At 67.4% G+C, this 21,597-nt stretch carries 18 protein-coding genes; 3 read left to right on the top strand and 15 right to left on the bottom strand.

Features of this window, described 5'->3' with window-relative positions; all coding sequences use genetic code 11:
• The first annotated feature begins 71 nt into the window (after positions 1 to 71).
• Positions 72 to 329 (top strand): DUF3079 domain-containing protein, encoded by a 258-nt coding sequence (locus ACODS5_RS01940; protein ID WP_256660309.1) that lies wholly within the window; start codon positions 72 to 74, stop codon positions 327 to 329.
• On the opposite strand, the gene ACODS5_RS01935 is transcribed toward ACODS5_RS01940, so the two are convergent.
• Positions 281 to 2,575: a TonB-dependent siderophore receptor gene (locus tag ACODS5_RS01935; protein ID WP_489107781.1), complete on the bottom strand. Its 2,295-nt coding sequence runs from the start codon at positions 2,573 to 2,575 to the stop codon at positions 281 to 283. The two genes, ACODS5_RS01940 and ACODS5_RS01935, sit on opposite strands and share 49 nt — an antisense overlap.
• A gap of 141 nt (positions 2,576 to 2,716) precedes the next feature.
• On the opposite strand from ACODS5_RS01935, the gene ACODS5_RS01930 reads away from it, so the two are divergent.
• Both ACODS5_RS01930 and ACODS5_RS01925 read left to right on the top strand, forming a co-directional pair.
• Positions 2,717 to 3,436, top strand: a complete 720-nt coding sequence (locus ACODS5_RS01930) for a response regulator (RefSeq protein ID WP_134693263.1) — start codon at positions 2,717 to 2,719, stop codon at positions 3,434 to 3,436.
• A 1-nt stretch (position 3,437) separates the two neighbouring features.
• Positions 3,438 to 4,817, top strand: a complete 1,380-nt coding sequence (locus tag ACODS5_RS01925) for an ATP-binding protein (protein ID WP_489107780.1) — start codon at positions 3,438 to 3,440, stop codon at positions 4,815 to 4,817.
• Here ACODS5_RS01925 and ACODS5_RS01920 read toward each other — a convergent pair whose 3' ends face one another.
• The 14 genes from ACODS5_RS01920 to ACODS5_RS01855 all read right to left on the bottom strand — a co-directional run bounded on the left by ACODS5_RS01920 (position 4,818) and on the right by ACODS5_RS01855 (position 21,475).
• Positions 4,818 to 5,231 (bottom strand): type II toxin-antitoxin system HicB family antitoxin, encoded by a 414-nt coding sequence (locus tag ACODS5_RS01920; RefSeq protein ID WP_134693261.1) that lies wholly within the window; start codon positions 5,229 to 5,231, stop codon positions 4,818 to 4,820.
• Between the two features lie 17 nt (positions 5,232 to 5,248).
• Positions 5,249 to 5,440 (bottom strand): type II toxin-antitoxin system HicA family toxin, encoded by a 192-nt coding sequence (locus tag ACODS5_RS01915; protein ID WP_134693260.1) that lies wholly within the window; start codon positions 5,438 to 5,440, stop codon positions 5,249 to 5,251.
• 160 nt (positions 5,441 to 5,600) lie between these two features.
• Positions 5,601 to 6,026, bottom strand: coding sequence for a hypothetical protein (locus tag ACODS5_RS01910; RefSeq protein WP_489107779.1), 426 nt, complete (start codon positions 6,024 to 6,026; stop codon positions 5,601 to 5,603).
• A 3-nt stretch (positions 6,027 to 6,029) separates the two neighbouring features.
• A complete protein-coding gene (locus ACODS5_RS01905; RefSeq protein ID WP_134693258.1) occupies positions 6,030 to 6,449 on the bottom strand; it encodes a hypothetical protein in 420 nt (139 codons plus the stop codon).
• A complete protein-coding gene (ssp4, locus tag ACODS5_RS01900; RefSeq protein ID WP_134693267.1) occupies positions 6,446 to 7,303 on the bottom strand; it encodes an Ssp4 family T6SS effector in 858 nt (285 codons plus the stop codon). The genes ACODS5_RS01905 and ssp4 overlap by 4 nt, the downstream gene beginning before the upstream one ends.
• Before the next feature lie 298 nt (positions 7,304 to 7,601).
• A complete protein-coding gene (gene tagQ, locus ACODS5_RS01895; RefSeq protein WP_489107778.1) occupies positions 7,602 to 8,528 on the bottom strand; it encodes a type VI secretion system-associated lipoprotein TagQ in 927 nt (308 codons plus the stop codon).
• A 77-nt stretch (positions 8,529 to 8,605) separates the two neighbouring features.
• Positions 8,606 to 10,372, bottom strand: coding sequence for a formylglycine-generating enzyme family protein (locus ACODS5_RS01890; RefSeq protein ID WP_489107777.1), 1,767 nt, complete (start codon positions 10,370 to 10,372; stop codon positions 8,606 to 8,608).
• Positions 10,365 to 11,567 carry an FtsX-like permease family protein gene (locus tag ACODS5_RS01885; RefSeq protein WP_489107776.1) on the bottom strand — a complete coding sequence of 401 codons (1,203 nt, stop codon included), beginning with the start codon at positions 11,565 to 11,567 and terminating at the stop codon, positions 10,365 to 10,367. Before ACODS5_RS01885 ends, ACODS5_RS01890 begins: the two co-directional genes overlap by 8 nt.
• On the bottom strand, positions 11,567 to 12,271 hold the full coding sequence (locus tag ACODS5_RS01880; protein WP_134693266.1) for an ABC transporter ATP-binding protein: 705 nt from the start codon (positions 12,269 to 12,271) through the stop codon (positions 11,567 to 11,569). Before ACODS5_RS01880 ends, ACODS5_RS01885 begins: the two co-directional genes overlap by 1 nt.
• Positions 12,271 to 15,285, bottom strand: a complete 3,015-nt coding sequence (locus ACODS5_RS01875) for a serine/threonine-protein kinase (RefSeq protein ID WP_489107775.1) — start codon at positions 15,283 to 15,285, stop codon at positions 12,271 to 12,273. Before ACODS5_RS01875 ends, ACODS5_RS01880 begins: the two co-directional genes overlap by 1 nt.
• Before the next feature lie 7 nt (positions 15,286 to 15,292).
• Positions 15,293 to 16,012 (bottom strand): PP2C family protein-serine/threonine phosphatase, encoded by a 720-nt coding sequence (locus ACODS5_RS01870; RefSeq protein ID WP_489107774.1) that lies wholly within the window; start codon positions 16,010 to 16,012, stop codon positions 15,293 to 15,295.
• Complete coding sequence (gene tagF, locus ACODS5_RS01865) at positions 16,009 to 16,665, bottom strand: type VI secretion system-associated protein TagF (protein WP_134693252.1); 657 nt, start codon at positions 16,663 to 16,665, stop codon at positions 16,009 to 16,011. The genes ACODS5_RS01870 and tagF overlap by 4 nt, the downstream gene beginning before the upstream one ends.
• The gene (gene tssM / locus ACODS5_RS01860) at positions 16,662 to 20,168 is read right to left on the bottom strand and encodes a type VI secretion system membrane subunit TssM (protein ID WP_489107773.1); all 3,507 of its coding nucleotides are present in this window, start codon (positions 20,166 to 20,168) and stop codon (positions 16,662 to 16,664) included. Before tssM ends, tagF begins: the two co-directional genes overlap by 4 nt.
• Positions 20,165 to 21,475: a DotU family type VI secretion system protein gene (locus ACODS5_RS01855; RefSeq protein ID WP_134693250.1), complete on the bottom strand. Its 1,311-nt coding sequence runs from the start codon at positions 21,473 to 21,475 to the stop codon at positions 20,165 to 20,167. The genes tssM and ACODS5_RS01855 overlap by 4 nt, the downstream gene beginning before the upstream one ends.
• Positions 21,476 to 21,597 lie beyond the last annotated feature (122 nt).

The raw sequence follows: 21,597 nt of genomic DNA, 5'->3' as shown, positions 1-21,597 counted from the left end.
GACCCCGGTCAAGCCCCTTGGCCATGCGCGGCATAGCCTGAGCGCAGGCACCCACTTCATGGAGGGAGACCATGGCCAAGAAATTTCCCAGCAACCCCAGCCACCCGGAACGGATCTGCTGGGGCTGCGACCTGTACTGCCCGGCCAAGGCGCTGGCCTGCGGCAATGGCGCGGAGCGGACCATGCACCCGGTGGAGCTGTTCGGCGAGGATTGGGATCAGCTTGATGAGCGGCTGGATCAGCCGATAGCTCTAGCGCAGGATCTCCCAGCCAACAGCGCTCAAAACGCCGTGCTCACCGTCAACGCCAGATTACGCGGATCGCCGTAGATCGCCCCGGCATAGAACCCGTAGCGGGTGTAGTAGTGCTTGTCGAACAGGTTGTTGGCGTTGAGGCTGACGCTGGTGTCGTCGGTGAGCTGGTACTTGGCCATGGCGTTCCAGATGGCATAGCCCGACCAGTTCACATCGCTGGCACTGCGGCTCACGCCGTTGCTCGGCTGGCCGGCCGGCGAGGAGATCGCGCGGATGTTGCTCTGCGCGGTAACGCCAGCGCCCAGGGTCAGGCGCTCCAGCGGGCCGGACAGGCGATAGGTGGTCGAGGCCTTGAACAGGTGCGACGGGTCGCTGCGCCCGTCGCTGTCCAGGCGTCGGAAGTGCAGGTAGGTATAGCCGGCGTAGACATTCCAGTTGGGGCTCAGGGCGCCGGCCACTTCCAGGTCGATACCGTCGGTTTCCTGGCCGGAACCAGCCTTGTAGGCGGTGGCGCCGGTCGGGGTCAGCAGGTCGCCGTCCATGACCGCCTTGTTTTCCTGCTTGGTGCGAAAGTAGGCGGCGGAGGCGTTCAGGCGGCCATCGAACCATTCACCCTTGATGCCGCTCTCGTAGCTCTGCCCACGGATTGGCTCGACCTTGCTGCCGCTGGCGGTCTCTTCGGTCTGCGGGTTGAAGATATCGGTGTAGCTGGCGTACAGCGAGTAGGTGTCGTTCAGGTCGTAGACCACGCCCATGTAGGGGGTGACGATGCCATTGTTCTGCTGGTTGCTGCGCACGCCGCTGACGTTGCGGGCGGTGGCCGAGTAGTCGGTGCTGCGCACGCCGAGGATCACCGACAGCGGGTCGCTGAGGCTCAGGCGGGTGGCGGCATACATCCCTTGCAGGCGGGTGGTGGTCTTGCTGTGCAGGCCGGTTCTCGAGGCCAGCATGGCATAGTCGTCATCCACGCCGTCGAGCCAGTTGCTCAGGCCCAGGCCGTTGTTGGCGCGGAACTGGCAACCGACGCCGCTGTTCACCGTCTTGCCGCCACCGACCATGCTGCAGCTGTACTGCGGCGACCAGGCCACGGTGCGGCTGTCGTTGTAGCCGACCATCGCCTGGTGGGTGCGGCCGAGCAGTTGGAACGGGCCGGACAGGTCGATCTGCGCCGATTGCTGGGTGGTGTCGGTGGAGCTGTGCAGGCCGTTGAGCACCGCGCCGCTGCCATCCTGGTCCCAATAGCCGCCGTAGACGCCACGGCCAGCTGAGTTGACCTTGGCCAGGCCGCGATGGTTGAGGGCCTCGCCGCTGCTCTGGGCGACCTTGAGGTCCAGGCTCCAGTCGTTGTCGAAGCGGTGGGCCAGCGAGCCGAAGGTGGTGCGGGTGATGTATTCGCCGAAGCTCCAGCTCGGCACCAGGTTGGTGCTGCGCGGCAGGTCGGTCTTGCTGCCGTCGCCGTACCAGATCGGGATGTTGGCGCCCCAGCCGCCACCGACCACCTTGTTGTATTCGTACTGGTAGCCAGCGCCGAGGGTGGTGGCGTCGTCCAGGTCGAACTCGAAGTTGGCCAGGGCCGCGCGGGAGCGCTCGGACTGGTTGTCGCGGAACGAGTTGGCGTCCTGCTGGGTCATGACGAAACGCGAGCGCAGGCGACCGTCCTCGCTCAGCGGCAGGTTCAGGTCGGCGCCCAGGCGGCGCTTGTCCCAACTGCCGTAGGTGGCATAGGCGCTGCCGCCGAAGGTCTTGCCCGGCGCCTTGCGGATCAGGTTGACGGTGGCCGACGGGTCGCCGGTACCGCCGAGCAGGCCGTTGGCGCCGCGCACGATATCGATGCGCTCGTACAGGTCCATGTTCAGGGCGTTGCCGCCGCCACTGAAGTCCGAGCCGCCGGGGAACTGCAAGCCGTCGATCTTCCAGTTGCTGATCGAATAGCCGCGGGCGCGGAAGTCGGTGCGCCCACCCACTTCCATCTTGCTCATGCTCACCCCGGGCGTGGTGTCCAGGGCCTGTTCGATGGTGTGGATGTCGCGGTCGTCCATCTGCTGGCGGTTGATGCTGGTGACTGACTGCGGGGTCTGGCGCGGCGTCAGCTTCAGCCCGGTCGAGCTGCGGGTGCTTTCGACGGTGTAGCCGATCTGGCCGCTGTCGTCGGCCAGCGGCAAGGCGCTGCTGTCGATGGTGGTGGCATCCAGCTCCACGGCCTGGTTGGCAGCCGTGGCGGTGGATGACAGCCCAAGGGCAACGAAGAAGGCAAGCGGGGTGAGGCGACTGCCGCCTCGGAGAACGGGGTATGCGTCGGTCATGATGCTCTGTCGTACCATTTGGGAAGGCTTCGTATTCGCAGATGATTTTTTGTTACGATTCTAGGCATCCGCCCCTTCGGCTCCATGGATGGCATGTACGGGGATGTAATCGAACGTAATGAGCGGCCAAGCGCTCCCTTGCACAGGTACCCCCGCACCATGAGCACGACCTTGCTGGTCGTCGACGATGACGACGAGATTCGCGAACTTCTCTGCGATTACCTGGCCGATGCCGGTTACCAGGCCCTGGCCGCCGCCGACGGCGAGCAGATGCGCGCGCAGTTGGCGCGCCATGCCGTGGACCTGGTGGTGCTGGACCTGATGCTGCCCGGCGAGGACGGCCTGAGCCTGTGCCGGCAGTTGCAGGCCCAGCCCGGCCTGGCGGTGATCATGTTGTCGGCCAAGGGCAGCACCCTGGACCGCATCATCGGCCTTGAGGTGGGTGCCGACGATTACCTGGCCAAGCCCTTCGAGCCACGTGAGCTGGTGGCGCGGATCAAGGCCGTGCTGCGCCGCCCGCAACGCCTGGAGGCCGCGTCGGAAGAGCCCGCGGTGGAGCCCCAGCGGTTCGCCGGCTTTCGCCTCGATCACGTCAAGCGCCTGCTCACCCTCCCCGACGGCCAGGCGCTGACCCTGCCCCGCTCCGACTACCGGGTCTTGCGCGAACTGCTCGAGGCCAATAACCGCGTGGTCTCGCGCGATCAACTGACGCGCAGCGCGTTCGGCCGCGAGCATTTACCCGACGACCGTTCGGTGGACATGTGCATCAGCCGCCTGCGCCAGCAATTGCGCCGCGCCTCCAGCCAGGGCGCGCAAATCCTCACCATCCGCAACGAAGGCTACCTGCTGAGCCTGGCCCGCGAAGCCCTGGGTGCCTGAGGTGCGCTGGCTCCGACGGCTGTGGCCACGCACACTGTTCGGCCAGTTGCTGCTGATCATGATCAGCGGCACCCTGGTGATCCAGTTGCTGTCCAGCAGCATCTGGTTCGACGTGCGTTTCGCCCAGGTGCTGGAAGCGCCGGTGCGGCTGATCGCGGCGCGCAGCGCGCCGTTGATCGCCCAGGCCGACTGCCACGGCGCGGCGCTCGCGCTGCCTCGTCACTACCAGGTGCGTTGCGCCGAAGCCGTACCGCCAGCCGAGCATGACGAGCGCCGCGGCCATCGACGGATCGAGCTGCTGCTGCACCAGGCACTGGCCTACGAACTGGGCCGCGACCCTCAGGTCCGCTTGCTCAAGGTGCAGCTCAGCGACGAACAGGGCCAGCCAATCGTCTGGCGTAGCCTGTTCGGCCTGCGCACCGCCCAGGCCCACCTGGAATTCGCCGTGCCCCTGGCCGACGGCCACTGGCTGACCATCGATGGCCAGGAGCTGCAGGGCTGGAGCGGCGAGTCGGCCTGGGTGCTGATCAGCGACTATCTGTTGCGGGTCTATGCCTTGCGCATCGTCGCCGTGCTGCTGGTGTGCCTGCTGGCGGTGCGCTTGTGCCTGCGCCCGTTGCGCCGCCTGGCCGATGCTGCCCGGGGCTTGGGCCACAACCTCGAACAGCCGCCACTGCCGCTGGATGGCCCGGAAGAAGTGCGCCAGGCCGCCCAGGCCTTCAATGCCATGCAGCAACGGCTGATCGGCATGGTCAACGACAAGGCCTACTTCCTCGCCGCCGTTTCCCACGACCTGCGCACCCCGCTGACACGCATGCGCCTGCGCCTGGAACGGCTGGAGGACGGCGAACACAAGGAGCGCCTGCGCCACAATATCGCGCAGATGGACGGCATGATCGGCCAGGTGCTCGACTACCTGCGCGCGGGCGAGCAGCAGAACCTGCAGCAGGTCGATCTCGACCGCCTGGTGGCGCGGCTGTGCGCCGACCTTGCCAGCATCGAGGAACCCTTGCCCATTCATGGCCAGGCGGGCCAGGCACGGGGCGACGCCCTGCTGCTGCAGCGTTGCCTGCAGAACCTGCTGGTCAATGCCCTGCGTTATGCCCAGGATGTGTCGGTCACCCTGGAAAGCACCGGCCATGAGCTGTGCATCCACGTCGACGACCGCGGCCCCGGTATCGCGCCGGGCTTGCTGGCGACCGTCACCGACCCGTTCGTGCGTGGCGAAGGCTCGCGCAACCAGGCCTCCGGCGGTTACGGCCTGGGGCTGAGCATTGCCCAACGCATCGCCGCCAGCCATGGCGGTGAACTGCTGCTGCGCAACCGCGCAGACGGTGGGCTGCGAGTCAGCGTGCGCCTGCCCGCCGGTGGCCCGGCCTGACTACTTGCCCTCGCCCTGGAGGATCTTCAGCGCCGCCTCGGCCAGGAAGCCCGAGCGGCTCTTGTGTTCGGGGTGGTTCTGCACGTAGCTGTCGATGCGGGTGAGCAAGTAGGCCGGCAGGGTGATGTTGAGCTTCTCGGCCTTGCCCAGGTAGCGGGTGATATCGATATCGATCAACGCCCAGGTGCAGCCGGCGTAGGCCGGATTGGCCGCATGCGCGGCGACCTTGCCGGCCTTGGGGATCTCCTGCTGGTCCTGGGCGAGCAGCTCGAGATGGCCCTCGATCGCCTCGCGGGCCATGGCGATGGCGTTGTCGAGGTCTTCACCCGCCGAAAAGCAGCCAGGGATGTCCGGCACTTCAACGCCCCAGGCGTACTGGTCGTCACCGGGAAGGATGGCGATGGGAAACAACATGGGATTAAGCCTCCTCGTCAGCTGGCGTAGACGATCCGCGCCTGGCGCAGGATGCTGGCCGCGGTGGCGGGCAGCAGGTCCTTCTTCGGATGCGGGATGGTTACCAGCCCAGGTTTGTCAGGGTGCTTGAAGTGATGGTGGCTGCCTTTGCAACGCACCAGGTACCAACCATCCGCCTCGATCACCGAAATCATTTCACGGCTGTTCATGAACCCATTCCTTGGGCTGGCCGATTGGTGGTTAGTATAACCACCAACCCGACATTATCAACACCATACCCACTGCGGCGACGAGCGGGCGATCCGTGGGCAAGTATGGTGATGGGAGCCAGAGGCGGGAGCAGAGAAGTAATGCGGGATCTTGCCGCCCCTAGCGACGCGCCTGGCGCCGCTGCTGGCGATACTCCGCCAGCCGCTTGCGCATCTCTTGATAGCGCTGGCTGTTGAGCAGCAGCAAGGCCACCAATGCCGCCAGCAGGCTGCCGGTGTAGATGAACAAGTTCGGTCTGTGGCCATAGGTGGGCAAGGTGATCAGCATGCACGCGATGCACATGCCGGCGATCAGCCAGGTACCCCAGGCCCGCCCACGCACCACGGCGCCATGGCCCAGGGCGAACAACGCAAACAGGCCATAAAGGCCCAGGGGGAACAGGCCATCCTGCGCACAATTACGGCAGTAGGTGCTCCAGGCCAGGGCGAAGGTCCAGGCAACGGCGATGATCGAGGCGAAAAACGCAGCGATGAACACGCCGAAGTAGCGTCGGAGAAAGTCCTTGAGTTGCATCTGATACGTCATGCGTCAGCGCCTCAGCTGACGCAGCTCTATCAGGCGCTGGCGCATTTCCCGATGGCGGCCACTGTTGAAGACCAGCAGCGCGAGCAGAGCAAGCACCAGCATGATCGCCAGCATCAGGGCATTCAAACCGCTGCCGAACAAGCTCAGCGTCATCAACAAGGCCACTGCCGGCACGGGCAGGACCAACCACATGGCCCAGGTAAAGCCACGGACCATCGCCAAATGCCCGGTACACAACAACAAAGTGGAAACGGCACTGGCCAGCAGGGTGTACGAGGGGTTGTCCGGGTGATGACGCCAATGGCTGTCGATCCACAGGGTCGATGACAACGCCGCCGATATCAGGCACATGAAAAAGCCCAGCAAGAACATCGCGAAGTAACGACGCATGAAAGCCTGGAACTCTGCCGGCGTCATCTTCATTCGATTTCCTCGTATAACCCCACGGCGATGCTCTGTACCGTCGCACTGCCCGCCAGTCCCAAGGTGGCGCCGAGCGAGTCGCGCATCAGGGTCTGCGTGGCATGGCTGATCTCGGTCGGCGTGTAGCGCTTGGTCATGGTCCCAGCCGCCTGCTGCAACTTGATCTGCTTGGCCGTCAGGCTCGGGTGCTTGATCGACAGCAGTTCATCGGTCAGCGCCTTGCGCTGCTGACGGCTGAGGGTCCTGGACAACTCCAGCCAGCTACGGCCCGTAGCGGCCTTGTGCACTTGCAGGTACTTCAACGTGGTCAGGCCCGACGCACCGACACCCAGCAGCGAAACACCATCAAGTACCTTCGAGGCGGCTTGATACCACTGGCTTTCATCGAGGGCATCGTTTGCCGCCGGGTTGGTCACTTCACGCACCGTGCGCATCACACCGATGCCGCATTGCAGGCTGCTGGCAGTGGCTGCGGCGCCACCGACATAGGTCAGCACCAGGCTGGTACCTCCGGAAAACGGCGCGGCAATGGTGCCACTGAACACCACGAACCAGCCAATCACGGCACCTGCGCAGGAGAGCGTGGTGTTGACCGCCTCCTTGACCACCCGCGACTCACGCGGGTTGTGCTGCAACTGCTGGGTGTACTGGTCGGGGGTCTGGTACTTCTTGATCTCGCGCAGGATCACGCGCTTGGGGCGGATGCTGCAGATCGGCTGGAACTCACGCAAGGTGATGACGTTGTAGTCGGCGTCGATGTACACCACGCCCGCCCCGACAATCCGTGGGTCGGCATCGATGGCGGCGAACATCTGCGGCAGGTTGATCCGCCCCTGGATGCGCTGACGCGCCATGAATTGCGAGGTGTTGCCCAGGCGGGTGGAAAGCAGGTCTGTCACGAATCGGTTTCCTTACACAAAGATCAGGGCCTTCAGGGCAAGTCGCATCGGCGCACAGCTGCTCCCACAGAAACAGCGCAGGCCGCTGGCACCGAGATTTCTCAATCCGGCGCGATCCCTGCGGGAGCGCTTCAGCCGCGAACACCGGCATAGCCGGTGCCAGCCACCGCGCCGCCTGGTTCGCCAGCAAAGCTGGCTCCTACATGTTCCGCGCGGAGGATGTGGGAGCCGGCTTGCCGACGCGGCCGCGGTATCAGACGTTAGGGCAAGGCACCGGCGCCCAGTCACCCATGTCCGGGTTGCGGCACATGGCGTTGACCTGGTCGGCGCCGGCCTTGGCCACTTGCTGGGCCTCGGTCTTCTTGCCGTTGGCGTTCTGCAGGGTCTTCTCGGTGGCTACCGCTTCCTGTGGCACCTTGGTGTTGGTCTTGGCCGGCTGAACCTTTTTAACGTCCTTCTTCTTGCCGGTGGTTGCCACCTTCGGCGGCTCGGCCACGGCCACCACTTCGGTGCGCTGTACGCCCACTTGCTTGAGGTCCTGCTCGTAGGCCTGGGTGTAGTTGTTGAGGTTCTCACCAAGACGGCCGTTGACCGTGGTCAGCAGGTTGTTCGACTCCTGCAGGCCGGCGACGATCTCGGCCAGGCGCTTGCGGCCCTCGGTGTCGTTGATGCGGCCCGACTTGCGGTTCTGGATCAGGCTGGCGAACTCGCGCTGGTAGCAGCTTTGCGACGACTTGGCGTAGGCGGTGGTGCGGTCCAGGTCGGCAGCGCTCTTGTCGATGTCGGCGGCGTAGGAGGCAATGCGCTGCTTGTCGTCGCTGATCTGCTTCTGACGCTCGGTGTAGTAGCCAGCCGCGCCGCCGACCAGGGCACCACCGGCGGCGCCGATGGCGGCGTTGCGGCCGCGGTTTTCCTTGTCGACCAGGGCGCCGGTCAAGGCACCGCCGACCGCGCCGAGCAGCGCGCCGGTGGTGACCGAGCGGGTCATGTCACCGTCGGTGGAGCGCAGGTGCTGCACCGGCTCGTAGCAGTTGGGGTAGTACTCGACCTTGGTCGTGGCGCCGACCTTGGACGCCGGCGAACTGGCGCAACCGCTCAGCAGCACGGTGCTGAAACCGGCGGCCAGCAGCAGCGCGGTACGGGCCTGGGATGCGGTGATCAGGGGTTTGCGGGTGAACATGGTCTGGTTTCTCTTCTTGGGTTTCTCGGTAACCGGGGGCGTCTGCCGCCCGGGAGTCCTTTCTACGGAAGCTGTCCTTAGGGTCGCGGGGCGGCCGATGCCAGCAGCTCCTTGAGGATCGTCGCCGGATCGGCCCGCCGGTTCTGGCGGTACTCCCCGACGTGGCGGACGAACAGGGTGGCGCGGGTCACCAGGCTGTTGCCCAGGACCGGCTTGCGATTGAGTTCTTCCTTGACCCGCTGGAACTGCGCCTGGATCACCGCATCGGTGTAGCGCGTGCCACTGGCCAGGTTGTCGATGTAGATCGCCACGGCGCCGTCGAGGGCCGCGCGGCCATTGGCGATGGCCGCGCCGTACATGCGCGCGCTGGTCTGGTCGCCGGCAGCCTCGGCCTTGGCCTGGGTGTTCTGCAGGTTGGTCAGGCGGATGTTGTAGTTGTTGACGGTCTCGGCCACCAAGGCGGCGGACTGGATCAGGTTGCCGGCGGCTTCCTCGCGCTGGCGGGCGATCAGCGAGACATTGCGCTTGAGCTCTTCGTTGACCAGCCCCAGCTCGGCTTGCTGGCGTGGGTCACTGGCGGCGGCGATGATGCTGTCCAGGCGCTTGGTCGGGTCCTGGGCGGCGTCGATGTCATCGGTCAGGCTGGCCAGGCGGCCTTCCTTCTGCCACTGCTCGAACAGCTCCTGGTAGCGCGAGCGCGGCGCCGACAAGGCGCCGATGGCGACCCGGAAACCGGTGGTCTCGTTGCGCTGCTCGGTGCCATCGGCGCCGAACAGCGGGTACTCGCGGCGCATGCCGGTGAACAGCGTGCCCTCGCCTTCGAGGTAGTTGCCGCCCTTGACCACAAAGCCGCCGTAGGCGCCTTGCAGGCGGCCGGCATGCACCAGCTGGAACGACTCCTGGACCATCTCGGCGGCGTTGCCGATCACATCGAACAGGCCCAGCGGGTTGGGTTGTTTGCTGCCGATCGGCATCAGCCGCGCCGCCTGGCCGGTGCCGCCGGCCACCTGGTTGAACACCGCGAAATCGCCCAGCGGCCCCTCGCTGTCGGCGCCCTCGACCTTGCGCGGGAACAGACGCCCTTCCAGCTCCTGGCGGCTGACCGCCGAACCACCACGGGCAGCGAACTCCCACTCGACTTCGGTGGGCAGGCGCACGAAGCCCGTGCCGCCATCCTCGGCCTTGCTGCCACGGCCACTGACCGGCAGCAGGTCGCGGTGATGCTTCATCAGCCAGGCGCTGTACACCGCGGCGAAGCGCTCGGCCTCGAAGCGCGACAACTTGACCTTGGGCAGACGCCCCGCCGCATCGTTGCTCGCGTCACAGGCCGGGGCAGCCTCGCCGCTGGCCAGCGACTGCGCCTGGGCCATCACCTGGGCATACTGGCGCGCGGTAACCTCGTACTTGCCGATGAAGTACATCATCGGCGTCAGCGGGCTGCCTTTGTCGACCTTCGGCAAGGTCGGGCCAACGGCCTTCTGCCACTGCGGCGCCAAGTCCTGCAGGCTGAACTGGCCATTGATGAAGTCGCGTCGGTAGCCCGAGATGAACGACTGCTTGTAGCCGGCCTCGCCTTCGCTGAACGGGTAGCCGAGGTTGACCTCACGGTCGTCGAGGCTGCCCTGGGCCAGCACGTAGACACTGCGCAAAACCAGCTCGCCGCCACAGGGCAGCGGCAGGCTGACATCGCCCGGCAGCGGCTTGGGGTTATCAAGCTTGCTCTCACTCCCAGCCTGGGACTGGGCGACCGGCTTGGCCTTGTCGTCGCCATCGGCCTGGGAACAGGCGCCCAGGCTCAGTGCGGTGAGGATCAGGGCAGCGGCCCCGAGGCGGCGGTCAGACATCACGGATTCCTTGGCAAGCCTCGATGCGCGCCACCCGCCAGCCGCCGAGGGCGGCGGCGGCAGTGCTGGCCAGCAGCACGGCGCACAGCGCAACGAGGTAGTGCATGGGTAACAGGTGGCTGGCGAATTCGCCGGGCACCTGCATGAAAAGTCGGTTCAGGCCGTGCTCGGCCAACAGGTACAGCAGGCCCGCCAGGGCGGCGGCGAACAGCCCGCCGTACAGCGCCTGGAGCATCACGAACAACAGCAGCGCGGCGGTGCCGAAGCCCAGCAGGCGCAGCACCGCCAGTTCGCGTTGCTTGCGCTCCACCGCCGCCACCGCGCCCGCGGCGATGGCCGCCACCGCCCCGGCCACGGCCAGGCTGGCGATGATCCAGAACACCAGGTCGAGGTTGCGGCTGAGCGACTGCACCTGGGCGATCTGCGTGGCCTGGGTCGACACCAGCAGCTTGCGTTCGGCGAAGAACTGGCGCAGTGGCTCGACGTCGGTCAGCTCACGGGCGTACAGGCGGAACGCCGGGTAAACCCGCTGCGCCACGGAGCCCTGCGCCTCGCCCTGCCAATCCAGTGCCGGCACCGCGCGGCCATCACGGTAGTCCTCGACTGCCTCGAGCAACTGCAACGATGCGAACAGGCCATCGCGCTCGAACGCGGCCAGGGGTAACACGCTGAGGACCTGCAGGCGCGTCTGCCGCCATTGCATCTGCCCGGCCTGCTGGCGGCTGAAGCTGGCCTGCAGCTCGTCTCCGGCCCTGGCGCCAAGCTTTTGCGCAGCGGTAAAGCTCAGCACCACCTGTTGCAGCCCCGACGGGGGAGCGACCTGGGCCAGCAAGGGATCGCCCTCGGCGCTGGGCAGCATCTCGACCATCAGGCCACGTCCGTGGGCGGGCAGCAGCAGTTCGGCGGTGGCGGCGATCTGCCGGGTCCGGGGGATGACGAAGGCCACTCCCGGGCGTTGTGCCAGTTCCTCGATGAACTCGCCGCGAAAGCGTCCACCGCCCAACGGAATGATCTCGCGCACGCCCGGATCACGCTGCAGGCGCTCGGTCAGGCTGCCGACCAGGCCGAACTTCAGGCCGAACAGCACCAGCAACGGCGCGATCACCGCCACCAGCGCCAGCACGCCACAGGCCGACAGCCGCGCATCGTTGCGGTAGTCCTGCCAGGCCAGCCCGGCGATCAGCAACGGGCGCATCAGGCGGCCCTCGCCAAGGTCGCGGTGACGCCACCGTCGACATCGCGCTGGCAGCTCATGCGCAGCAGGCTCAAGCCCGCCGCGCGGGCCAGGTTTTCATCATGAGTGGCGACCACGCAGGTGACCTGGCGTGCATCGGCCTCGCGCAACAGCAGTTGCATGACCCGTTCGGCGTTCACCGGGTCCAGCGCGGCGGTCGGCTCATCGGCCAACAACAAGGCCGGGCCATGGGCCAGGGCACGGGCGCAACTGACCCGCTGGCGCTGGCCGAGGGACAACGTGGCCGGTTTCTTGGCCAACTGGTCGTGCACATCCAACGCCTCGGCCAGGCGTTCGACGCTGCCGTCATCGCCCAGCCCGAGCAATTGCCGTGGCAGGCGGATATTGCCACGCACATCGAGAAAGCCCAGCAATCCACCGGCCTGCAACACATAACCCAGATGGCGGCTGCGCAACGCCGCCAGGCGGTCGAGCTGGCGTTCGCGCCACAGCCCGGCCACGTCCACGCCGCCGACGCAAAAGCCTGCCGCCGCATCCGGCGCCAGCACCAGCGCCAGCAGGTCGAGCAAGGTGCTCTTGCCACAGCCGCTGGGGCCGACCAACGCCACCCGCTCACCCGCCGCCAGGTGCAGCTGGTCGACCTGCAGGCTGTAACGCTGGGCGCCCTGCCCGCGCGTCTTGCGCACCCCGTCCAGGCGAATCATCACGGCAGCGTCGACAGCGGCACACGGTACAAGGCGTCGCCCGGCTCGGCCTTGCCGAAGCGCACCCAGTTGGCCATGTCGTTGTGGAAGGTTTCGTACAGGCGGATCTTCGAGTCGAGCTCGTCGATGAAGTCCTCCTGCTCGGCCACCGACAGCGACAACCACAGGTCCTGGGTCATCGCCAGGGACTTGCTGCGGTACGGCAGGCCATCGAGATATTCACCGAGCACGCCGCCCTGGGCCAGGTTGGCGCCCTTGCGCAGGGCGCCGGGATCGCGGCTCATGTAGGCGCTGGCGCTGGCGATCTCGTTGAAGAAATCCCCCGGCGAACTGCGGGTCTTGCGCGCGGCGTCGACGATCAGCTTGAGCGACTGCTGCAGGTCGTTGAGCTGCAGCTTGGTCAGCATCACGCACACCTGCAGGGTCGGCAGCGCCGGGTTGGTCAGGTCGCGATCGGCGGTCCAGGCGCTGACCAGTTGCGGCGCCTGGCTGGCGCCGTGCCGGCCGAGGAAGTCCATGTGCATGGCATAGCCGATGGCCTGGGACTTGGCCGTCAGGCCCGAGGCCGAAGTCAGCAGCGGCACCGCCTGCGGTTGCTGGTTGCGCACCTGGTGCACCAGCTCGGCGAAGGTCGAGCCAATCTCGCGCACACGCTCGCCGAACACACCCACTTCGCCGCCCGGCACGCCCACATAGAGGTCGCCAATCTGCGGGTTGCTGTCGGCGGTGAGCACCCGGTACTGGGCCTGCGCCGCGCCATGGTTCTTCACCCCGGCCGGGGTCAGCAGGTGCAGGGCGTAGATCTTGATCTGCTTGCTCAGCGCCGCCTGGCGCACTTCGGCTTCGTTCATCTGGGTGCTGCTGAACGGGTCGTTCTTGCGCAGCGCGCCGGCATCGCTGACCAACAGGATGATGCGCCCACCGTAGCCGGACCAGTCCATGCCTTCGACCGCCTGCATCACGCCGGCGAAGGCGTCTTCGTTGAACGAGTGGCTGGAAACGCTGGTGGCCTTGACCTGGGATGCCGCCTTGAGGAAGCGTGCCGGGTCGCGGCCCTCCTCCAGGCTGACCAGGGTCTTGCTCAGGTAATCGAGGCCGGGGGTGCGCTTGACGCTGTTGCGAAAGCCCACCAGGCCGAAGCTGACGCTGTCCAGTTCGCCACGGGCGGCCAGTTGCTGCTGCAGCTCGCTGACCACCTGGCGCACGCGGTCGATGTAGGGCTGCATCGACACCGAGGTGTCCACCACCAACACGATACCGGTGCGGAAACCTTGCTCGCCCACCGCTGCCACGCCAGCCGCCTTGGGCGCGCTGTCGCGGGCACTGGCGCCAGGGTCGATGGAGGCAATGTTGAGCAACTGCACCGGCTGGCCATCGGCATCGAAGCTCTCGCGGTAGTCGAAGATCGGCATCAGGTAGAACTGGTTCTGCGGCACGGCGCTGGCCGTCGGCTCCAGGGCCATCACCTGCGGCACCTGGTCGGGGCTGTTCTGCGCCTTGAGCAAGCTGTCGCGGGCCTTGGCGGTGTCGTCGAGCAGGTGCTGCACATCGTCCACCTGGCGCATGAACATCACCGGCGCGCGGCCCGAGCGTTCGGTGAACTTGAGCACCAGGCTCTGCTTCCAGTCGCTGGTCTGCTCGGCCGGCAACCAGCCGTCGCGCTGGCCATCGCTGGCGGCGCCCACCTGCAACCAGGCTTTGCCCGCCACGTCCTTGCGCTGATACACGTACAACACGGAAAACGCCGGCAGCTTCTCACCCGAGGCATCGCCGGGCTGGGCCTGCAGTTGTGCGTCGGGCTTGGTCAGCACCCGCTGGAACAGGGTCTTCTTGCCAGGCATCAGCAACGGGCGGCCATCGTCGTCGGGCGCTACCGCTTGCAGCGTTGGCTGGGCGGGGGCGGCGGTGTCCACCGGGGCCTGCGCCAGCGGCGGCTCGAGCGCCGGCTCGTCGCTGCCACCGAGCAACCAGAAGAACGCGCCACCCAGGCCCAGGGCCGCCGCGATGGCCACGGCCAGTACCGCCTTGGCGGGTTTGTTCGAGGCGGATTTCACCAGCGGCGCGGGCTGTGGCCTGGGCTCTGGCTTGGACTTGGGCTCGGGGCGCGGCGCAGGCGCGGCCACGGCGCTGGGGATTTCGATGGACACAGGCTCTGGCGCCAGCGCTGGCGTTACCACCAGCGGGCGAACCACCGTGCTGTCGCGCTCATCCACCGCTGCCGGCAGCGCCAGGCGATCCAGCGCGGCGAGCAAGGCCGCGGCATCGGCAAAGCGCTCGTTGGGGTCCTTGGCCAGCAGGCCACGCAGGATGTCCTGGTAGCGACCGTGCTCGATCGGCAGCTCCGGCAACGGCTCGGTCAGGTGCGCCAGCGCCGTGGACAGCGCATCGGTGCCGTTGTACGGCAGCTTGCCGACCAGGATCTCGTACAGCACCACGCCCAGCGCATACAGGTCGGCGCGCCCGTCGATCTCCATGCCACGGGCCTGCTCGGGGCTCATGTAGCTCGGCGTGCCGACGGCGAAACCGGCCTGGGTGAACTGGGTGCGGTCGTCCAGCGACTTGGCGATGCCGAAGTCCGACAGCACCGCGGTGCCATCGGCGCGGAACAGGATGTTGGCCGGTTTGACGTCGCGGTGCACCAGGCCCTGGGCATGGGCGTAGCCCAGCGCCTGGGCGATCTGGCGCACGTAGACCAGCCCCTGTTCAGGCGAGAGACCTTCGCCGATGCGCTCCTTGAGCGTACCGCTGGGCAGGTACTCCATGGCCATGTAGTACAGCTCGCCGACATTGCCGATGTCGTGGATGGTGGCGATGTTCGGATGCGCCAGCCGCGCCAGGGTGCGGCCCTCGCGCAGGAAGCGCTCGCAGAAGGTCGGGTCGGCGGCCAGGCTCGCCGCCATGATCTTCAGCGCCACCTTGCGCTCGAGCGAGCGCTGGGTGGCCAGGTACACGCTGGCCATGGCGCCCTGGCCAAGCTCGCGGTCGATGTCGAATCCGGGGATCTGCATATTCATGGTGTCTTCAGCTCGCCTTCACGACCACGGCGGTGATGTTGTCGGGGGCGCCCCGGGTCAAGCCCAGGTGCACCAGGCTGCGCACCACTTCGTAGGGGTCGGCGTGACCGAGCACCTCAGCGATCTCGTGGTCCTCGGCGGTCTTGTTCAAGCCGTCGCTGCACAACAGGTAGGTGTCGCCGGGCTGCACTTGCAAGGCGACGGCCTGCAGCTCGATGTGGTCCTCGACGCCGATGGCGCGGGTGACGATGTTGCCGCGAGGATGCACACGGGCTTCGGCTTCGTTGAGCAGGCCGCTGTCCTGCAGCTCCTGGACGTAGCTGTGGTCGTGGCTCAGGCGCTCGATACGGCCGTCGCGCAGGCGGTACAGGCGGCTGTCGCCGGCCCACAGGCCGATGGCCTGGTCGCCTCGGGCGGCCAGCACCACCACGGTACTGCCCATCATCGCCACGCCACGGCGCGCGGTTTCCTCGCGCACGATGCCATTGACCCAGGCGAGACCGTCGCGCACTTCGCCGGCAAAGTCGTCCAGTGAATCGAGCCTCGGCAGGCTGCGCAGGCTATCGACCGCCAGGCTGCTGACGTAGTCGCCGGCGGCATGGCCGCCCATGCCATCGGCCACCGCCCACAGGCCGGCCCAGGTCAGTTCCAGGCAAGCGTCCTCGTTGATCTTGCGCACCATGCCGACATGGCTGTAGCTGGCCGCGGTGTATTGCAGGTCGGTCATGCGTGCGCTGCCTCGCTACCCAAAAGAAACCCGGCGAAATCCTCGCTGCGCGGCAAGCCCGCGCAGCGCATCAAGCCCGGGGCGATACGCTCAGAGCCCCTGCCCCACCACAGGCTCATGCCCTCGCAGGCGCATTCGGCCAAGGCCAGTGCACGCCCTTGCGGGGTGGTCGCATCCAACCGCTGCAAACCACCCACAGCCACACGCGGCCCCTGTAGGAGCGGCCTGGTGCCGTGAAAAGGCGGCAAAGCCGCCTCAAAACGCTCAAAGGCAGCACCTGGCTCAAGGGTCGCCAACAAAGCAGCCTCAACCGCTTCAAACCATTGGTCATCCCCGGCCACCACAGGCGCCAACGGCTGCCCCGGCTCCAGCACCTGGGCCACGGTCAACGGAAAATACCGCCCGACCCGGTCGATGCTCGGCATCAATACCCCAACCACCGCATCCGGCCCACACACACCCGGCGCCAGGGCAAACCGCCACAAGGGGCTGACCAGGTAAGCCTCGAGCCAACGCTCGCCCAGCGCCTGCTGGCTGGCCTGCAACCCCGCCGCCAGCCACTGGTCCCAGGGCTGGATGAAACCTTGTGGCAGGCCACGGCTGACGAAGTCGCCGCGGCTGGCCAGCTTTCCGTAGAAACCCAGGTCGCTCACAGATGCTCCGGCAGGCTGAAACCGCTGAGCACTCGGCTGCGGAACGGGTTGAAGGCGCTGCTGGCACGCAGCTCGTAAGACACGCTGGCGCCATCGACGCGCAGGCGCAGGTTGAAGCGCTCCGGCGAACTGCCGGCCACCAGGTCGGACTGGTCGAGCAGGCGGAACCAGGCCCAGGGCCCTTCCACGGTCAGCCCGGAGCGGCCAGCGGCCGAAGGTGGCGAGATCGACAGGCGCACCACGCCGATGCTGTTGGGGTTGGGCCACTGCAACGCCACTGGCCGGCTCGGCCCGTGGTCGTAGCTGACCTGCTGGCCGTCGAGGTCGAGCAGGAACTGGGTGATGGTGGCATCCATCGCCACCGGCTTGAGCTCGAAGCGCACCCCCGGCTGCACGCCGTTGCTGTTGCGGAAGAACGCATCGCGGATGCTCGCCGCGCGCTGGAAGGTGTACAGCACGTTGCTGCTGATCCCCAGCTTCTGCGCCGCGCCCGGCTGCCAGCTCCAGGGCGTGCTGGAGGTGTTGACGTAGGGTTGCAGGTACTTGCGGAAGTAGTTGTCCATTACCCCGCCAACGCCAAAGAACTGGCCGAAATCTTCCAGCGTGGCGTCGCGCGCGCTACCCGCTACCAGCGGGTAGCGCCCGCTGAGGGACTGGCGGTAGACGCTGACCACTTCGCTGGCCCAGGCGGCGTTGAGCTGGTTGCGCACACCGCCCATGACCAGGTTGTGGGTCGAGCCAAGCACCGAGCCCACCAGGTTCTGCACCACCTTGGGCTGGCGCGCGGCGCCCAGGGCGACCCGCTGCGCCGCGGCCTGGGCCTGGTTCTTGGCCTCGCCCAGCAGCGCGTCGCCGCTGGCGCCGACCATGGCGCTGACTTGCACGTACAGGGCGTTGAGGTCGGTGAGCAGGCCATCGATGGCCGCCGGCTGGCCTTCGCCGGTGTCAACCAGGGCGGCCAGTTCGGCGAAGTGCGCGGTCACCGGGTCGACCTCACGGGCGGCGGGGTTGTCGCTGGGCAGCGGCGCATCGCCCAGCAGGCCGCCGAGGCGCTGGCGCAACTGATCGACGCCGGCCTGCTCGGCCTTGGCCTGGACCTTGTCGAGGGTGGTCGGCTGGGCCAGGTTGGTTTCCTTGGCCACCGACTGCAGCAGCTTTTTCATCGGCGAAGTCGGCCCGGACAGCACCCGCAGCACATCGGCCGCCTGGCCGACGCTGGTGATGGGCACGAAGTCCAGGTCGGCCAGCAGCGCGTCCCAGTTGCGGATGTAGTCCTGGTAATACAGCTGCAGCACATCGTCGGCCAGGCGCTTGGCATCGCCCGCTTCGCTGGCCTCGCGGCCGAGCACCCAGCGCTCTTCGGCCAGGGTCTCGCTGTGGGCCAGGCTGGCGGCGAGGAAGGCCTTGCGGTAGCCCTCGACGGTGAAGATACCCGGCAACGGCTCGCTCAGTGGCTTGCCGTTCTTGAAGCGAAACACCAGGGCGGCGTCGCGCCCGGCGGCATCGCTGACCCGGAAGTCGCTGACCCCAGCCGGCAGTTTCTGCCGTTTGACCCGGTCGTAGACCCGCTGGGCCACCGGCAGTTGCTGCAACTGGCGACGGGTGTCGTCGATCAGGCGTTGGTCGAGGCGGGCATTGGGTGGACGCTTGTCGAACAGCGCCGCCAGGTGCTGCGACAGGGCCTGTCGCAAATCCGGGGCCAGGTCGCGGGGCAGGCTGCGTTCCCAGTCGAGGGTGATCCAGGCCTTGATGAACTCAGGGTCGTAGTGCTCGCCGTCAGCCAGCATCAGGTAGGCCTTGAGCCCTTCGTACAGGTAGTCGGACGGGCCACCGGCGTACAGCTGCTCCTCGATGCGGGTGACCAGGCGCGGGGCGAAGATGGCGATCAGCAACTTGCGGTAGACGCTGTCGGACTCACCTTCGAGCATGTCGCCCTGGTACAAGCCCAGGCCCTCGGCCCAGCCCGGTGGATCGTCGGCCAGCCGGCGCACGGCATTGAGCAGCGGCAGCACCTCGACCACGTTGCGCTGCGCCGGGCTCAGCTCCTGCACGCTCTTGCCCAACGGCTTGAGGCGGCTGTCGACCTCGGCGATATATTGCTGGTTGGCGCGGTAGCTCAGGGTCCACAGGGTGCCGACCACCAGCACCAGGGCCACGCTCAGGGCCAGGGCGCCACGGGCGATCCATTTGCGCCGCTGCTCGACCTTGGGGTTGCTGCCAACCAGGCCGCGCTCGGCGAAGGCCACCGCGCTGAACAGCTTCTCGATGAAGTAGCTGCGCCCGCTGCCGCTCTGGCGCGCCAGGTGCGCGCGGTCCAGGCCCATGCTCTGGGCCATGCTGCCGATCAGGCGGTCGATCGGGCTGCCCTCCTGGGTGCCGCTGGTGAAGTACACACCGCGCAACAGCGCGCGTTCTTCGAAGGCATTGGGCTTGAAGATACCGTCGAGGAAGCTGGTGAGGTTGCCGCGCAGGGCGGCGAACTGCTGGACGAAACCGTACACCAGGTCGCGCCGCGCCGGGTCGCGCTCCTGTTGCAGGCGCTCGACCAGGCGCTGGTTCAAGCGCTGTTCCAGCAAGCCGAACTCGCTGCCGAACCGGGCCAGCGGGCCATCGCCCTGCTGGCCGTCATCCAGGGCGAAGGTCATGCCCCACACCTGGGCCCGCTCTTCCTTGCTCAGGTTGTCGAAGAACTCCATGAAGCCCGGCACCAGGTCGAGCTTGGTCAGCATCAGGTAGATCGGGAAGCGCACGCCCAGCTGGCTGTACAGCTCCTGGATGCGCTTGCGGATGGCCACCGCGTGGGCGGCGCGCTCGGCCTCGCTGCCCAGCAGCAGGTCGGACAGGCTGATGGCGATGAACGCGCCGTCGATCGGGCGGCGCGAGCGCTGGCTCTTGAGCAGGTCGAGGAAGCCCAGCCAGGCGGCCTTGTCCACCTGGGCATGGCTGTCCTGGGTGGTATAGCGCCCGGCGGTGTCGAGCAGCACCGCCTGGTCGGTGAACCACCAGTCGCAATTGCGCGTGCCACCCACGCCGCGAATGGCGCCCTCGCCCATCTGCGCCGCCAGCGGGAAGTGCAGGCCGGAGTTGACCAGCGCGGTGGTCTTGCCCGAACCGGGCGGGCCGATGATCACGTACCAGGGCAGCTCGTACAGGTTGCGCCGCTCGTCACCGCCCAGGCGCGCCTTCTTCAACAGCACCAGGGCCTCGTCCATGCGCTGGCGCAGGGTCGCCAGCTCCTCGGCGGTGGCGGCCCTGGCAGGGTCCGGCGCGGTTTCGGCGGCCAGGCTTTCCATGACTTTCGCCGCCTGCCGACGGGCCTGGACGATGCGCCATACACGGTAGGCGATCCACGCCGCGAACAGCAGGAAGATCAGCACCACGCGCGGCGTGACCGGCGCCAGCACATCCAGCAATGGGCCGACGAACCAGATGATCAGGCTCAGGGCCAGCAGGCCCAGCAGCGGGATCACCCAGCGAATGACAAAACTGAAAAACGCCTTCACTCGACGCCCTCCGCCAGAACGGTGATTTCTACCCGGCGATTCTTCGCCCGGCCCTGCGCGCTGTCGTTCGACGCCAGCGGCTCGGTGTCGCTCAGGCCCTGCGCGGTGAAGCGCCCAGGCTGGCCGGTACGGGCGGCGAGGATGTCCTTGACCTCCTCGGCGCGGGCCTGGGACAGCGCCCAGTTGGACGGGAAGCGCAGCGTGGCGATGCGCTGGTTGTCGCTGTGGCCAGTGACTTTCACGTTGCCTTTCACTTTCGCCACGGCCTCGGCGATGCGCAGCATCAACGGCTCGAAGTCACCCTTGATGCTGGCGCTGGCCGAGGCGAACAGTTCGTCGCCACGGATGGTCACCACCGAACGGTCCACCGCGTCCTCCACGGCGACTCGCCCGGCCTTGATGTCTTCGGCGAGGAAACCGGCCAGGCGCGGACGCTCCACGGGCTTGGGCTGCACCACCGGGCGGTCCATGGCCTGCACCGGGATCTCACCCAGGGCGTGGATGCCGCGGAACACCGGCTCGGCATCGGCGGCCAGCTTCAGGCGCAGGCCGAACAGCACCAGCAACAGCAGCGCCAGGGCCACCGCCAGGCCGACCCAGGGCGGCACGAACTGCGCCAGGCGGTCGCGGGCCACGCTGACACCGCGCCAGTGCGGCGACAGCTCACGCTCGATCTCGCCACGGGCGCTGCGGATGGTCGCGGCGGTGCGCTCGCGCAGGGCCTCGAGCTGGGCGCGACCACCGTTCATCACCCGGTAGCGGCCTTCGAAGCCGAGGCTGGTGCACAAGTACAGCAGCTCCAGCAGGTGCAGACGCTCGCGTGGGCTTTGCAGGCAGTGTTCCATCAGCTGGAACACCTTCTCGCCACCCCAGGCCTCGTTGTGCACGGTGATCAGCAGGCTCTGCTTGCCCCAGTCGCTGGCGCTGCCCCAGGGGGTGCTGAGCACGGCCTCGTCGAGGGCGGTGCACAGCGCATAGCGCGCCAGCAGCACCTCGTTGCGCGGCACCCCTGCGGCTTCGGCGCGTTCTTCGAACTGGCGCAGGTAGGCCAGCAGTTGCGCGCGCAGGCTGGCCGGCGCCGGGTGGGCGATGGTGTTGCGCAGGCGCGTGAGCAGCGCCAGCAAGGGACCGGCCGCCTGCTCCAGCGGGTTGAGGCCCTCGGCCTGGCCGGCGGCCAGCGGCTCGGCGGGCACGTTCAGCGCTGGCGGTGGCGTAGCGGGGGTTGGCGTGGCCGGTTGCGGGCCACGGCCACCGGGGCGCGGCATGAACTGGGTGCGGTCGAAGGCCTGCGGATCGTCTGGTTGCATCGCGGCTTAGTCTCCGTTCCTTGGATAGGGGGTGGCATCGGGGGCCGCGTTGCGGCCCTTTCGCGGCACAAGGCCGCTCCTACAGGCGTTCGCGCTCCCCTGTAGGAGCGGCCTTGTGCCGC

Source organism: Pseudomonas sp. FG47 (genome assembly GCF_057809115.1).
The sequence above is the reverse complement of the archived record's forward strand: the minus strand, read 5'-3'. Positions and strand labels throughout refer to the sequence as shown.